The organism is Kribbella koreensis, assembly GCF_039525325.1.
Lineage (GTDB): Bacteria > Actinomycetota > Actinomycetes > Propionibacteriales > Kribbellaceae > Kribbella > Kribbella koreensis.
The window spans coordinates 194,157-208,054 of sequence record NZ_BAAAHK010000022.1; the positions used below are offsets into that span (position 1 = coordinate 194,157).

The 13,898-nt window shown below is 67.6% G+C and carries 13 protein-coding genes; 8 read left to right on the plus strand and 5 right to left on the minus strand.

Going from position 1 to position 13,898, the window contains the following annotated elements; genetic code table 11:
- Positions 1-53: 53 nt before the first annotated feature.
- A complete protein-coding gene (locus ABD116_RS38825) occupies positions 54-1,346 on the minus strand; it encodes a sugar ABC transporter substrate-binding protein (protein ID WP_343982814.1) in 1,293 nt (430 codons plus the stop codon).
- A 13-nt stretch (positions 1,347-1,359) separates the two neighbouring features.
- Positions 1,360-2,400 carry a LacI family DNA-binding transcriptional regulator gene (locus tag ABD116_RS38830; RefSeq protein WP_343982816.1) on the minus strand — a complete coding sequence of 347 codons (1,041 nt, stop codon included), beginning with the start codon at positions 2,398-2,400 and terminating at the stop codon, positions 1,360-1,362.
- A gap of 117 nt (positions 2,401-2,517) precedes the next feature.
- On the opposite strand from ABD116_RS38830, the gene ABD116_RS38835 reads away from it, so the two are divergent.
- Together ABD116_RS38835 and ABD116_RS38840 are read left to right on the plus strand one after the other, a co-directional pair.
- Complete coding sequence (locus ABD116_RS38835) at positions 2,518-3,105, plus strand: histidine phosphatase family protein (RefSeq protein ID WP_343982818.1); 588 nt, start codon at positions 2,518-2,520, stop codon at positions 3,103-3,105.
- Positions 3,106-3,216: 111 nt separating this feature from the next.
- On the plus strand, positions 3,217-6,987 hold the full coding sequence (locus tag ABD116_RS38840) for an SGNH/GDSL hydrolase family protein (protein WP_343982820.1): 3,771 nt from the start codon (positions 3,217-3,219) through the stop codon (positions 6,985-6,987).
- A 57-nt stretch (positions 6,988-7,044) separates the two neighbouring features.
- Here the strand turns inward: ABD116_RS38840 and ABD116_RS38845 are convergent, their stop codons facing one another.
- On the minus strand, positions 7,045-7,590 hold the full coding sequence (locus ABD116_RS38845; protein WP_343982822.1) for a TetR-like C-terminal domain-containing protein: 546 nt from the start codon (positions 7,588-7,590) through the stop codon (positions 7,045-7,047).
- Between the two features lie 88 nt (positions 7,591-7,678).
- Between ABD116_RS38845 and ABD116_RS38850 the strand changes: the two genes are divergently transcribed.
- Positions 7,679-8,113, plus strand: a complete 435-nt coding sequence (locus ABD116_RS38850) for a DUF4267 domain-containing protein (protein WP_343982824.1) — start codon at positions 7,679-7,681, stop codon at positions 8,111-8,113.
- On the opposite strand, the gene ABD116_RS38855 is transcribed toward ABD116_RS38850, so the two are convergent.
- Together ABD116_RS38855 and ABD116_RS38860 are read right to left on the minus strand one after the other, a co-directional pair.
- On the minus strand, positions 8,039-8,827 hold the full coding sequence (locus ABD116_RS38855; protein WP_343982826.1) for a GNAT family N-acetyltransferase: 789 nt from the start codon (positions 8,825-8,827) through the stop codon (positions 8,039-8,041). The two genes, ABD116_RS38850 and ABD116_RS38855, sit on opposite strands and share 75 nt — an antisense overlap.
- 42 nt (positions 8,828-8,869) lie before the next feature.
- Positions 8,870-9,286 carry an NUDIX hydrolase gene (locus ABD116_RS38860; RefSeq protein WP_343982828.1) on the minus strand — a complete coding sequence of 139 codons (417 nt, stop codon included), beginning with the start codon at positions 9,284-9,286 and terminating at the stop codon, positions 8,870-8,872.
- Between the two features lie 79 nt (positions 9,287-9,365).
- Between ABD116_RS38860 and ABD116_RS38865 the strand changes: the two genes are divergently transcribed.
- From ABD116_RS38865 to ABD116_RS38885, 5 genes are all read left to right on the plus strand, one after another.
- The gene (locus ABD116_RS38865) at positions 9,366-10,250 is read left to right on the plus strand and encodes a PHP domain-containing protein (RefSeq protein ID WP_343982831.1); all 885 of its coding nucleotides are present in this window, start codon (positions 9,366-9,368) and stop codon (positions 10,248-10,250) included.
- Entirely contained in the window at positions 10,247-10,864 is a 618-nt protein-coding gene (locus ABD116_RS38870; protein ID WP_343982834.1) for a MarC family protein, read from the plus strand. The genes ABD116_RS38865 and ABD116_RS38870 overlap by 4 nt, the downstream gene beginning before the upstream one ends.
- Positions 10,864-11,772, plus strand: coding sequence for a RecB family exonuclease (locus ABD116_RS38875; protein ID WP_343982837.1), 909 nt, complete (start codon positions 10,864-10,866; stop codon positions 11,770-11,772). Before ABD116_RS38870 ends, ABD116_RS38875 begins: the two co-directional genes overlap by 1 nt.
- Before the next feature lie 125 nt (positions 11,773-11,897).
- Positions 11,898-12,740, plus strand: a complete 843-nt coding sequence (locus tag ABD116_RS38880; protein ID WP_343982839.1) for an alpha/beta fold hydrolase — start codon at positions 11,898-11,900, stop codon at positions 12,738-12,740.
- Positions 12,737-13,576, plus strand: coding sequence for an alpha/beta fold hydrolase (locus ABD116_RS38885; protein ID WP_343982841.1), 840 nt, complete (start codon positions 12,737-12,739; stop codon positions 13,574-13,576). Before ABD116_RS38880 ends, ABD116_RS38885 begins: the two co-directional genes overlap by 4 nt.
- Positions 13,577-13,898 lie beyond the last annotated feature (322 nt).

Consider the following 13,898-nt stretch of genomic DNA (forward strand, 5'->3'; position numbering starts at 1 on the left):
CGCGGAGCGCGCGGCGGCGTCCAGGTCTTGTACTGATGTCGAATTCACCGCGATCAGCTACCGGTGCCGATCGACGCGGCCTTGGTCTGGATCGCCTTCGCGGTGTCCGCGGGGGACTGGCCGGACTTCGCCATCTTCTCCACCTCGGCATCGAACGCGGTGGCGACCTGCTCCCAGTTCACGATCGCCGGCGGCGCCTTCGCGTCCTCGAGCTGCTTACCGAAGACCGGCAGCAACGGATCGCTCGCGATGCTCGGGTCCTCCCAAGCGCTCTTCACAGCCGGCAGATCCGTCGACAACTTGAACCACTGCGCCTGCGTCTTCGCGTCGGACAACCACTTGACCAGCTTCCAGGCGCTGTCCTTGTTCTTGCTGTTCTTGAAGACCACGAAGTTGCTGCCGCCGACGAACGAGGTCGCCGTCTTGTTCTTCGGCAACTGGAAGACCCCGATGTTCGGCTTGATCTTCTCGCCACCGAGCTTGGCCACCGACCCGGCCATCCACGGCCCGGAGATGAACATCGGCACCTGACCGCTGACGAACTGCGCCTCGGTCTGGTTCGGCGGCAGATCGGTCCCGGCCAGCTTGTCGGTGAAGAAGCTCTGGTAGTACTTCAGCCCCTCCTGCATCTGCGGGGTGTCGAAGGTGAACTCCTTCTGATCGTCCCCGGTGATCGCCGCACCCGCCGACCACGCGAACGGCATCACGGTCTGCCAGGACCCGGTACCACCAGGCTGCAGGTTGATCCCGTACTTCGCGCCCGCCTTCTCCTTCATCGCCTTGGCCATCGCCTTGAGCCCGTCCCAGTCGGTCGGGGGAGTGGTGATGCCGGCCTTCGCGGCGAGATCTTTGCGGTAGTAGACCAGCCGCGTCTCGACGTACCAGGGCACGCCGTAGCTGGTGTCGCCGACCTTGGTCGTCTCGTTGGCGCCCTCGAAGAAGCCGCTCGTGTCGATGCTGCCCGGCGTCGGGTCGAGCGCGCCCAGATCGGCGAACTCACCCATCCAGGTGGTACCGACCATCGCCGCGTCCGGCACCGTCTGCGCGGTGATCGCGGTGGTGAACTTGCTGTGCGCGGCGTCCCACGGGATCGGCGTGACCTTCACCTTGACGCCCGGGTTGGCCTGCTCGAACGCGGCGGTCAGCTTGGGCAGGTTCTCACCCTCGGTGCCCATCGCCCACACGGTCAGGTCTCCGGTGGCCGGCCCGTCGCCGATGCTGGTGGTTGCCTTGGGCGCCGAATCGCCGCTGTCCGCGGAGCGACCACAGCCTGTCAGTGCCAGAGCGGTCGCGGTCAGTGCCGCACCGCCGATCACCAGTCGGCGGCGGGTGGTGTGGGTGAACATCAGTTGTTTCTCCTCAACCGGTTGATCGTGTTGCCTTTGTTTCCCCCGGTCCTGTGCCGCAGCTGCCCCGCAGCACAAGTTCAGTCCCCAGTACGTCGTTACGCGCCCGCGTCCGCTCCCCGGTGATCCGCTCGTGCAACCGCTGAGCCGCCAACCGCCCCAGCTCAGCCATCGGCTGCCGCACGGTCGTCAACCCCGGCCTCACGTACCGAGCCGCCATCACGTCGTCCCACCCGGTCACCACGACGTCATCAGGTACGACGACGCCCCCGTCCCCCAGCGTGTTGAGAATCGCCAGCCCCAACTCGTCGTTGGCGCAAACCAGGCCGTCGACCCGAATGCTTGCCTCAAGCAACTTATTGGCATACGCCTCGCCGGCCGTCTCCGTCAGCGGCACCCGCTCCGGCTTCGGTACCTCCAGTCCGCGAGACCTGAAGGCGGCGGAGAATCCCACGTAACGTTCGGAAACGTCGTACGAGCTGTCTGGATCACCGACGAACAGCAGTTTCGGCCGCCCGTGCTCGAGCAGCCGGCTCGTCAACTGCTCGGCACTGGAGGCGCTCTCGGTGCGGACCGAGTCGCAGCCGGTCACCGGCGGATGCGCGACCAGCACGATCGGAACATTGGCCCGCCGCAGGTCCTGCACCACGGCAAGCTCGAGAGCATTGCCATGGACAACGATTCCGTCCACCCGGCCGGCCAGGTCGCGAATGGTGCGGGACGGATCGGGGTTGCCGTGTGTGACGGTCAGGATGACGCTCTGCCCGTGTTCGCCGGCCCAGCGTTCGTACCCCATCAGCAGGTCCCCGTAGAACGGGCCGGCCAGGTCGGGCAGCACGAGCCCGTGCGCCTCATGACGTTGCACCGCGAGGCTTCGGGCGGCTCGCAGTGGCACGTAGTTCAGCTCGTGCGCCGCCTGGTCGACCCGGGCCCTGGCCTTCGCCGATACCGGCCCGGTCCCTTGCAGGACACGTGAAACCGTCGCGATCGACAGCTTCGCCAGCGCCGCGACGTCATAGATCGTCGCGGGCCTGCCGGTCGGTCCGGACCCCATCCGTCGGTCTCCTCGAGTCAAAATGGAAGCGCTTACAGTTTCCGACCCTGCCTTGTGCCGGTGCTGTTGGTCAAGGGCTCGCGGTGGGTGGATCGGCTTTTCTGCGACGATGTCCGGGTGAGCACACACGCAGAGTCAGCGGAGCGGAAGGACCGGCTCTGGCTGGTTCGCCACGGCGAGACCGAGTGGAGCAAGTCGGGGCGGCACACGTCCACGACGGACCTGCCGCTGACCGCGGAGGGCGAGCGGATCGCGGCGTCGCTGGCCGAGCGGCTGACCGGCCACGACTTCGACCTCGTCCTCACCAGCCCGCGGCAGCGGGCCCGGCGTACGGCAGAACTGGCCGGCTTCCCGAAGGCCGAGGTCGATGACGACCTGGTCGAATGGGACTACGGCGACTACGAAGGCATCACCACCGCGGACATCCGCAAGACTGTCCCCGGTTGGACAGTCTGGGCAGACCCCGTACCCAACGGCGAAACCCCCGCCCAGGTCTCATCTCGCCTGGACCGAGTCAACGCCCGCATCGCCGCGGTGGACGGCGACGTCCTGGTCTTCGGCCACTCCCACGCCCTACGCGCCCTGACCGCCCGCTGGCTGGAACTGGACGTCACCGAAGGCCGCCACTTCGTCCTCAACACAGCCACCATCTCCATCCTCGGCTGGGAACGAGGCTCCCCAGCCATCCACCAATGGAACGCCTGACCGCTCAGCCCCCGGGCCCGATGTCAGTAGCTGCAACAAGGCCACCCAAGCCTTGTTGCGGCCGCCCGAACCCGCCTACTGTCCCCGCACGCCGAGCGTCGTGGGGGAACGATGAACCTGTCCCGCTGCACCACCATCCTGGCCGCCACCTTGTTGGTGGCGGTAGGCATCGACCTACCAACCACCGCCCCTGCCACCGCAACCCGAAGCAGCACGCCATCGCCCGCAACCGCAGCAACTCCCACTGCCGGTCAGCGGGCCGCGGTCGGGTCAGCTGAGGGTGAACCTGAGGTCGCGGTCGGCATTGCGGTCGACGCTGACCAACGGACCTATCGGCTGCGAATCACTCCCCGCCGATCAGTCCCGGCCGCCGACGTCACGCTCCGGATCTTCAGTGGCGACAAGATCGTCTTCACCCGCAAGACCGGCCTCGGCGCCCTCACCGCCGGTCACGCGATCACGAAGCTGCTCCGCGCCGGCGCGCCGCCCTCACCCACCTTCACTGTCACCGCCGAGATCACCAACTCCCAGAGCGCCGTAGCCGGCGGAGCGTCGGTCGTGGCAGGCAAGGTCCGAACCACCCTCCTGACGGCGGCAACCTCCGAACTGCTGGAACAGACGAAGATCGAGTACGCCGTACGCCGCGGCTGGCTCACCAAGCCCGCCGGCGACGAACAACTGGCCGCCATCCGCAGAGCGCGAGGCAAGTCAACGCCTGGCAAGGTCGCGCAGACCGCGGCAGCCGGCATCACTGTCTCTGGAACGGCGAAGTACACCGACGGTCGCGGAGTCCAACTGCCGGTACGTAATGCTCCGATCCAGCTCTGGCTGGGCTCCGCCCTCCGCGGAACCACCCGCTCGTCGTCCACCGGCGCCTACTCGATCTCGCTGTCCACCGCGACGACCGGCACCTACTCGGTCCGGATGGTCGCCGACATGGGCAACGGCGGCGTCACCTACCCCGACAACCGGCAGTACGTCGCCGTCGGCCCGTCCAAGAGCCTGTCCGACGGCATGTCGTGGACCGGGGCGAACGTGCTCTCGGACCGCGATTCCGACACCGGGCACGCATTCGCCGCGCTGGACGCGTTGAAGACCATGTCCGACTACTACCTGAGCAAGAAGCCGGGGGGCTGGGAGGCGGGCCTCATCATCCGCTATCCGAGCGGCGACGACCGGAGCTATACGTCGGGTCTGGACAACACCATCTACATCGGCGGCGGAAATGTGCGCTGCGGTACCAGGTGGTGCGAGGAGGATGCCCTCGACTGGGACGTGATCGCGCATGAGGTCGGGCATGTCGTCGCCCATCGAGCTGACATGGACAGCTCGCCGGCCTTCGGTCACTACGTCTGCGAGGACGCCTGGACAGCCGGCGTGTCCAAGCCGGACGCGGCGCGGCTGGCCTGGAGCGAGGGATGGGCGAGCTTCTGGGGCCAGGTCGCCTTGCACGACGTCGCGAAACCGGCCGGTGTCGCCCCCGACATCGGCGATGGCCGGTACGACGACAAGTCGTGGCCGCCGAACAGCGCGGGCGGCTCGTTCAGCTACTCGATGGAAGACGGCGGAGCAGCGTACTGCGGGAGCGTCGGCCTGCCGAAGCCGCAAGGCGAGACCAGCGAGATGGCTGTTCAGGCCGTGCTGTGGGATCTGTGGGACAGTCCGGTCGACGGCGAGTCCGCGACCTGGGCCGCGACCCGGATCTACTCCACCCTCTGGTCGGCGAAACCCAAGACCCTCACGCCTGCACTGCAAGCCTTGCTGGCCGGTGCTTCGTCGACCGAGCGTGAACTGGCCGCCTCGGCCCTGCAACTCAGTGGACTGACCCCGCTGATCACCTCCCACACCTCAGGTCCGGCCAGCGCGTCGACAGCGCCCGAGTTCCGATGGGCACCCGGTGGCGCCGCCGGCCATCTGTACGACGAGTTCTCCCTGGTGATCCGCCACGTCGGCCAAACGGCAGCGCTGGCGAACATCTATCTGGGTAACAAGACCAAGTTCCATCCGGCCGACGAGGACTGGCAGTTGTGGGCGGCCGGTGGTCCACTCGCCATCGAGGTCGAGGGTGGCGACTCGGATGCTCCCGCGACCGGTCCCTTCACCTCGCCGCCGGTCAAGCTGACCTTCTCGACCACTGTCACCAAGGTGATGGTGGTCGGGGACTCGATCAGCCAGGGACACGAGGGCGACTACACCTGGCGCTACCGGCTGGCGAACCATCTCCGGCAGGAGGTGGACTTCGTCGGGCCCTGGAGCGGTACGACGAACCTGCCGGCGACCCTGCCGGACGGCTGGCCGGACGTGCCGGTCCCGCCGGCCTATGAGGGTTCTTACCGGCCGGGCATCAGCTTCGACAGCGAGCACTACGCCCGCTGGGGTCGTCAGCTGGCCGAGGCGAAGGACAACATCCGCGCGACGGTCGCCGCGCAGAATCCGAAGTACATCCTGCTCGAGCTCGGCTTCAACGACCTGGGCTGGGGGATCTCCGATCCGAATGGGCTGTGGACCAACCTCCAGACCTTCATCCGGGAGGCACGGGCCGCGCGGCCGGACCTCAACTTCCTGGTCGCGAACGTCACCCAGCGCACCCCGCTCGGCAGCAATCCGGGACTGCCGGCCGCCATCTCGTCGTACAACTCGATCTTGGCCAACTCACTGAGCACCTTGAGCACGGCCGGATCGACGGTCGCGCTGGTGGACATCGACGGGCCGATGGGAGTCGCCGACACCTACGACGGGCTGCACCCCAACGGGGTCGGCGAGTACAAGATCGCCAAGGCCTTCGCCACGGTGCTGTCGTCCCGGTTCGGTCTGGGCGGGGCGTTCCCGGCGATCCCCGCGACGGTGACGGATCTGACGCCTGCCGCTCCGACCGGCGTCCAGGCAGTGGCTACCGATGCCGGCATCACGATTTCGTGGAACCACAGTTTCGGCGTCAGCGGCTACTGGCTCTACCAGCGCAATGTGACGGTCAACGGCGCCTGGGAGCGCTCAGCGATCCAGATCCCGGCGGACACTTGGAAGATCACCTGGGTCTTCCGCAGCCATACCTATGAGTTCAAGGTGGCGGCGGCGCATGGCGACTACGAGTCGGGGCCGTCGCAGACCGCTTCGGCTGTCGCGAATCCGAAGACGGCGAACGGTCCGAACGTGACCAAGGTGCTGCCCGGCTCGAACTTCGTCGACCTGACCTGGACGCGACCGACCGGCGACTACAGCGAGACCGTCTCGTCATTCATCGTCTACGCGGTGGACGAGAACGTCCCCGGCGCCTGGCTGACCGCCTACAAGACCCCGGCGACGAACTACAGGATCACGAATCTGATTCCGGGGCATCGCTACAACCTCGCGGTCGCATCGGTCAACTACTACGGCGACGGCCTGCCCAACGGCGCGATGCCGGTCGTCCCCGGAGCCGGTACGCCGGGTGTCCCGGCCAACTTCACCGCGACGATTCCATCGGACAACGTGTACGCCGCGACGATGTCCTGGTCCGCGGTGAGCGGTGCGGCGGGCTACATCGTGCAGTACCGCAACTGGGTCCGGAACGAGCCGTACCACGATCTGTTCTTCCCCGTCGTCGGCCGGACCACAGAGCGGGTGGACATGCTGTATCCGGATGGAGCCGCGGCTCATACCTTCTGCGTGAAGGCCTTCAACGGAACGCTGTCCTCGGCCTGGTCCAACTGCGTGACCCCGGCCAACCCAGCACCCCTCGTCCCACAGCAGCCGTCCGTCCTCTCGCGGCAACAGCAGTCGCCCGTGCCTGTTCGGCAACTGCCGACGTATCCGCGGCAACTACCTTCGCCGCGCTGGGACAGCCTGCGCCTGCAAACCGTCCGATTGCCCTCAGGCGGAGAGTCGGCTGGGCTCGGCCGATGACCTGGATCAGCTGGTGACCCGGGTCAGCCGGTGACCCGGGTCAGCCGGTGACCCGGGTCAGCCGGTGATCAGGGCGATCAGGTGGTTGACTCGGTGGTGCTGGTGATCCGGGCGGAGACGGGAGCCTGCTTGCAGGGTGGCCAGGCCGTGGAGTGAGCTCCAGAAGAGTTCGGTGAGGGTTTCGGCGTCGTCCTTGGCGAAGGGGGTGACGCCGGCGCGGAGGGACGCGAAGGCTGCGCGCAGGGCGGGTGGGATGTCGCCGGTGGCGAAGGTCAGGTCGGTCGGGCGGACGAACATCGCTTGGTACACAGCGGGATGGTCGGCCGCGTAGGACAGGTAGGTGTCCGCCAGACCGCGAAGGCCGGTGGCCTTCGACAGGAGGCCGCCGAGTTCTTCGATTCCTTCGAGGGCGACCGCGGCGGCGATCGCGTCCATGTTCTTGAAGTGGCTGTAGAGGACGGGCTGGCTGTACTCGACCTTGTCGGCGAGTTTGCGGGTGGTGACTGCCTCCCAGCCCTCGGCCTCGGCCAGCTCGCGGGCGGCCGCGACGATCAGGCGGCCACGCTCGTGGCGGGCCTTCGCTTTTCTCTGCTCTGCTGGCATGAGTTGATGCTAGCACTGCTAGACAATCTAGCGACGGCAGTGTTAGCGTTGCTAAGAAAGCTAGCAACGCTAGAAATTGGAGTCCGAAATGAACCTTCGCCGCATCACCACCATCCTCACCGTCCTCCTCGCGCTGGCGCCGATCAGCTTCGGGCTGAACTTCCTGTTCAACCCGCTGGGCGCCGCGAGCGGATTCGGCATCGACCCCTGGCCGACCGGCAACGCGGGCGGCTACTACCTGGTCAAGGCCGGTCGCGACCTCTTCCTGGGGCTCAACCTGCTGGTTCTGCTCGCGCTCGGTCAGCGCCGGGCGACCGGCATCGCGATGGCCCTCGTCACGATCGTCCCGGTCTTCGACATGGTCGCCGTCCTCACCCACGGCGGCTCGGTCGCCACCGCCCTCGGCATCCACGGCCTGACCGCCGTCATCGTCGCGGCGGTCGCGGTTCTACTCCTCCGGGAGCGCCCACTCGTACAGGTGAACGGCGCAGAGCTCCCGAAATCCGAGGCGCGCATAAATTGACCGGCCGGCAGGGGAGGCGCCCAGTACGGCGTACTCGACGCCTGAGTGCCGCGCTTCCCGTAGTACGGCGGCCGTGATCGCAGCGCCGATCCCGCGCCGCCGGGCCTCGGGCACGGTCATCACGAAGTACAACCCAGCGACGCCGGCCGCCAGCAAGACGGTCGCGGTGGCAACCGGTTCATCGTCGAGATAGCCGACGTAGTGCCGCCACGGATCGGCAAGCCCGAGCTGCCTGTACACGGAGGCCACCCACTCCGCTTCCTTCACACCTTCGCCGAAGCCCCGACCAAGTGTCTGAGCCCAGACCTCCAGCTGATCGACCTCTGTGAGCCGCTCGATCCGCAGCCCGTCCGCCTCGGCCTCGCGCAAGTCAGCGAGCCGAACCGCCATACCGGGCTCAGGCCCGCCGTACGAGAACCCAGCGGCCAGGAGACGATCGCCAAGATCCAACGGCCGCATCGACGGCCCCACATGCCAACACCCCGGTACGCCGGAATCCCTCAATTCCTGCAGGGATTCCGCAACCACCCGATCCGCCGCAGCGCCGTCCTCGACCAAGCACCCGACCACCGCGTTGTGATAGTCGAGCGGCGACCCACCGATACTCCACAGCACCCCATCGGAGCGTTGACGGCCGCCGCCGGCCTCGCCCATTGTGAGCAGCAGTTCGGCTGTGTTGTCCTCGATCGCCCGGATCAGCTCCGCGTCGTCCATGCCCGCCAGTCTCCGCCAGCCCGTCGCCAGGGTTCGACCTAATTAACCCGGCAGCGCGTTCCACTGGGCCAGGGTGGAGGCGAGCAGCGTCGAGGTCGGGAGGTTCTCGAACTCCTCGCGGTTCACGAAGCGCGCGTCCAGGGCGTCGTCGCCGGCCGTCAGGGTGCCACCGACCGACTCCGCCTGGTAGTCGCGGATCACGTACAGCTTGCCGTTCGGGGCGTCCCGTTCGACCTCGCCGACGAACTCACCGACCTCGACCCGCAGCCCGGTCTCCTCGGCGACCTCCCGCGCCACCGCGGTCGGATCGTCCTCACCCGGCTCGACCCGCCCACCAGGCAACGACCACAGCCCGCGGCCGGGCTCGTTGGCCCGCTGAATGACGAGCAGCCGGTGCTGTTCGTCGTACACAAGAGCCCCGACACACTCGACCCGTTCGGTCTCTGGCGGCTGTTCCATGTGGAAAACGATAGGGCTGAGGGCAAGCACCGATAGCATCACTGCTGACAGTTGTCCAGAGAAGGGATCCCGATCACTCGTGCGCATCGACCTGCACACCCATTCGAACCGCTCGGACGGCACCGACCCGGTCGACGTCCTGATCGCACATGCGAAGCGGGACGGCCTGGACGTGATCGCGCTGACCGATCACGACACGGCCGACGGCTGGGGCGAGGGCCGCCGTGCCGCCGAGGACCTCGGGATCGGTTTCGTGCCGGGCATCGAGATCTCCTGCAAGCTGAACGGCATCAGCGTCCACCTCCTCGGGTACCTCCCCGACCCGTCGTACCAGCCGCTGGCCGCCGAGCTCGCCACGGTCCGCGACGGCCGTACCGACCGGATCCCGTCGATCGTGGCCCGGCTCAACGGCATGGGCGTCGCGCTGACCGTCGACGAGGTGCTTGCCCAAGCCACCGGTACTCCGTCGGTCGGCCGCCCGCACGTCGCCGACGCGCTGGTCGCCAACGGCACGGTCGCGAACCGGAGCGAGGCCTTCGACCGATTCCTGGCCGACGGGCGTCCGGGGCACGTGTCGCACTACGCGATCGAGCCGGGTCACGCGATCGACCTGGTCCGCGAAGCCGGCGGCGTACCGGTGATCGCCCATCCGTGGGGCCGTTCCAGTTACAAGGTGATGGACGCCGAGCGGATCGCTCAGCTCGTCGCCGACCACGGCCTGGCCGGCATCGAGGTCGACCATCAGGACCACTCGCCCGAGTCCCGTACTGCGTTGCGCGCGATCGCCAACGACCTCGGCATCATCTACACGGGCTCCAGCGACCACCACGGCATCGGCAAGATCGACCACGACCTGGGTGTGAACACGACCGAGCCGGAGCAGTTCCAGCGACTCCTCGACGTCGCCAAGTCGAACGCGGCGGCTGCCCCCGGCGCGACGGTGCCCGAGGCCTACCTGCCGTGAACAGCATCATCAACCTCTCGCTGCTCAGCTCGGTCTTCGTCACGCTGTTCGTGATCATGGACCCGCCGGGCACCGTCCCGGTGTTCATCTCGCTGACGGCCGGGCAGTCGCGCGCGGTCCGGAAGAAGGCCGCCTGGCAGGCGGTTCTGGTCGCCTTCGGCGTGATCGTCGCGTTCGCCGCCTTCGGCCAGCAGATCCTCAGCCACCTGGGCATCTCGCTGCCGGCCCTGCAATGCGCGGGCGGTCTGCTGCTCCTGCTGATCGCGCTGCAACTGCTGACCGACACCGCCGAGGACCCGGTCCAGACGAAGAACGTGAACATCGCCTTCGTCCCACTCGGTACGCCGCTGCTGGCCGGCCCCGGCGCGATCGTCGCCACCATGGTGTTCGTCCAGCAGGCCGACGGCAGGCTGCGGGACGTGGTCGCGATCTCGGTCGGGATCGTGCTGATCCACCTGGTGATGTGGCTGACGCTGCGGTTCTCCGGGCTGATCATGCGGGTGCTGGGAGAGAACGGGGTCTTGCTCGTCACCCGGATCGCGGGTCTGCTGCTGAGCGCGATCGCCGTACAGCTCGTGGCGGATGCGGTGACCGACTTCATCAAGGCGGGTTGATGAGCGACACCCTGCCGGGGATGCCGACGAAGCTGTTCGTGGCGACGCCGACGAAACTGCTCAACTTCGCCGACTGCAAGCGGAAGTACCGGTACACGTATCTCGAGACGCCGCGCCCGCCGAAGGGACCGCCGTGGGCGCACAACACGGTCGGCGGGATCGTGCATGAGGTGCTGGCCGAGTTCTTCGGACGATGGCCGGCGTCCCGGCGTACGCCGGACGAGGTCGTCGCCAAGATCCGCTCGAGCTGGCGGCAGGAGGGATTCCGCGACGAGCAGCAGGCGCTCACCTGGCGCGAGCGCTCCACGGAGATGGTCCTCGGCTACCTCCGAGACAGCGACCCGTACTACGAACCGCTCGGCGTCGAGCGCACTGTCGCCTTCACCACGGAGCGCGCCAGCCTGCGCGGCCGCGTGGACCGCATCGACGAGCGCCCGGCCCGCGACGGCAGCGGCGGGACCGAACTGGTCATCGTCGACTACAAGACCGGCCGCCACCCGCTGACCAGCGCGGACGCGCGATCGTCCCTCGCCATGGCGCTCTACGTGCTGGGCGCTCGTCGTGTCCTGCGCCGGCCGTCGACGCGGGTCGAGCTGCATCACCTGCCGACCAACACCGTCGCCGCGGCCGACCATGACGACGCGTCGCTGGCTCGTCACCAGCGTCGCGCCGAGTCGATCGCGGACGACGCCGCGGCCGCCGAGGCGCGGTGGCACAGCGGGCTCACGCCTGCCGAGGCCGACGAGTACTTCCCGCCAGAGCCGTCCGCGTTGTGCGGCTGGTGCGACTTCGCCCGGATCTGCCCGCAAGGCCGCCGGGTGGCCGCCCCGCGAGACCCCTGGGCCGCGCTCGAAGGCCCCGACGCGGACTCGGATTCGGCGGACGGCGCCTCGGGGGACGCCGCTTAGGGAGGCGCTGGCACGGTCGGGCGGCTCATGCCAGCCGGATGTGCGCGGCGTACCAGCGCTGTTCAGCAGTCTGTAGTCACCACCTTTTCGAAGCGAGGGTGGCTGCTGATCCGAGGGGTGACTGGATGACCGTGAAGACCGTCGGCCGGGTGGCTGTGCCCGGCGCCGCGCTGTACTACGAAACGACCGGCACCGGCCCGGTCCTGCTGCTGATCGCCGGGGGCGGTACCGACGCGGCGGTGTTCGACGGCATCGTGCCGCAGCTCGCGGCGCAGTACACGGTCGTCGCCTACGACCCGCGCGGCAACTCGCGCAGCCCGTACGACGGTGAGCCGGCCGACGAACGCGTCGACGTCGCCGCCGAGGACGCGCTGGCCGTGCTCGACGCGGTCGCCGGGTCGGAATCGGCGTACGTGTTCGGCAGCAGCTCCGGAGCGATCACGGCGATGGAACTGCTGATCCGCCACCCGGACCGGATCCGGCTGGCGATCGCGCACGAGCCGCCGGCCGTCGAACTGTTGCCGGACGCAACTTCAGCGCGGGCGTTCTTCCGGTCGGTCTACGACACGTACCGGCGGGACGGCCGGCTGGCCGCCGACAAGCTGTTCCTCGGTGGGATCGGGATCGACGAGGACGACCAGTTGCCGCCGACCGAAGACCTGCCGCCGGAGTTCCGCGAGGTCGCCGAGCGGATGGACGCCAACAGCGAGATCTTCTACGCCCACAAGCTTCTGCCGTTCACGAGCTGGGTTCCCGACGTCGCCGCGCTGGTAGAGCTCGAAGACAAGCTCGTACCGGCCGTAGGCAGCGAATCGTCGAAGGTCCTCCCGGCCGAACCCATCCTCGCCCTGGCCGACCGCGTCGGCTGGGATGTCGTCGCGTTCCCTGGCGGGCATGGCGGCTATGCCAGCGACCCCTTCGAATTCGCCACGCTGCTGCAGCGCGTACTGACGGGATCCCTGCGATGACCGCCCGCACCTTGAACCGACTCCCCGTCCCCGGCGCCACCCTCCACTACGAGGTCACCGGCACCGGTCCTCTACTCCTCCTCATCGCCGACGGAGACAGCGACGCAGGCGCCTTCGACAGCATGATCGACCTGTTGGCCGCCACCCACACAGTCGTCGCCTACGACCCGCGTGGCAACTCCCGCAGCCAGTACACAGCCGAGCCAACCGGTGACGCAGTAGCAACCTCAACAGCCGATGCTCTGGCCCTCATAGACCTACTGTCTCCGAACGCCCCAGCCTTCGTCTTCGGCACCGGAACAGGCGCCATCACCGGCCTCGACCTGATCACCCACCACCCGGACCGCGTCCGCATGCTCGTAGCCCACGAGCCGCCCTGCATCGAACTGTTGCCAGACGCAACCGACGCCCGCGCGTTCTTCGAAGACGTCCACGAAACGTACCTCCGAGAAGGCGCCCCGATGGCCCAACTTCTCTACGCCGGCGGCACCGGCCTGGACGAAGACGACCTCCCCGCCCCCGAAGACCTACGCCCCGAATACCGAGACCTCCTGGACCGCACCCACAAAAACACCGAAACCTACTTCGCCCACACCCTGATCCCCTTCACCACCTACCGCCCCAACCTCCAAGCCCTCGTCCCACACACCAACAAAATCGTCCCCGCCGCCGGCCGCCAAGCCTCCGCCCACCTCCCCGCCCGCCCAGTAGCCGTCCTCTCCACCCACCTCGGCTGGCCAGTAGTAACCTTCCCCGGCCCCCACACCGGCTACGCCAGCCACCCCACCCCCTTCGCCACCCTCCTAACCCAAGTCCTAGAAGCCGAACTAACGTAAACAAAGAACAAGAGCAAAGAGCAAAGAACAAAGAACAAAGAACAAAGAACAAAGAACAAAGAACAAAGAACAAAGAACAAAGAATAGTGCGCCTCTTCGGCTTGTGGTTGGCGAGGTGCCGCGCGCTCGGGCAGCGCGGGGTGAATCGGTGGCAGGGACGCTGCGAAGTGCAGGAGCGGTTGAGGGCAGCAGTGTGGGTTGAGATTGGCGGTAGCTGACCGCGGCTTGGCGCCCGGCATGAGTTATCCACAGATCCGAAAACCCACCCCACAGCTCTATCTCAACTCAGTACGGTCGGAGTTCGACGACGTACTGGGGGATT

Excerpts from the sequence above, each read along its gene's own strand:
- ABD116_RS38825 (WP_343982814.1), bottom strand. The coding sequence starts at position 1,346 with ATGTTCACCCACACCACCCGCCGCCGACTGGTGATCGGCGGTGCGGCA.
- ABD116_RS38830 (WP_343982816.1), bottom strand. The coding sequence starts at position 2,400 with ATGGGGTCCGGACCGACCGGCAGGCCCGCGACGATCTATGACGTCGCG.
- ABD116_RS38840 (WP_343982820.1), top strand. The coding sequence starts at position 3,217 with ATGAACCTGTCCCGCTGCACCACCATCCTGGCCGCCACCTTGTTGGTG.
- ABD116_RS38845 (WP_343982822.1), bottom strand. The coding sequence starts at position 7,590 with ATGCCAGCAGAGCAGAGAAAAGCGAAGGCCCGCCACGAGCGTGGCCGC.
- ABD116_RS38850 (WP_343982824.1), top strand. The coding sequence starts at position 7,679 with ATGAACCTTCGCCGCATCACCACCATCCTCACCGTCCTCCTCGCGCTG.
- ABD116_RS38855 (WP_343982826.1), bottom strand. The coding sequence starts at position 8,827 with ATGGACGACGCGGAGCTGATCCGGGCGATCGAGGACAACACAGCCGAA.
- ABD116_RS38860 (WP_343982828.1), bottom strand. The coding sequence starts at position 9,286 with ATGGAACAGCCGCCAGAGACCGAACGGGTCGAGTGTGTCGGGGCTCTT.
- ABD116_RS38875 (WP_343982837.1), top strand. The coding sequence starts at position 10,864 with ATGAGCGACACCCTGCCGGGGATGCCGACGAAGCTGTTCGTGGCGACG.
- ABD116_RS38880 (WP_343982839.1), top strand. The coding sequence starts at position 11,898 with ATGACCGTGAAGACCGTCGGCCGGGTGGCTGTGCCCGGCGCCGCGCTG.
- ABD116_RS38885 (WP_343982841.1), top strand. The coding sequence starts at position 12,737 with ATGACCGCCCGCACCTTGAACCGACTCCCCGTCCCCGGCGCCACCCTC.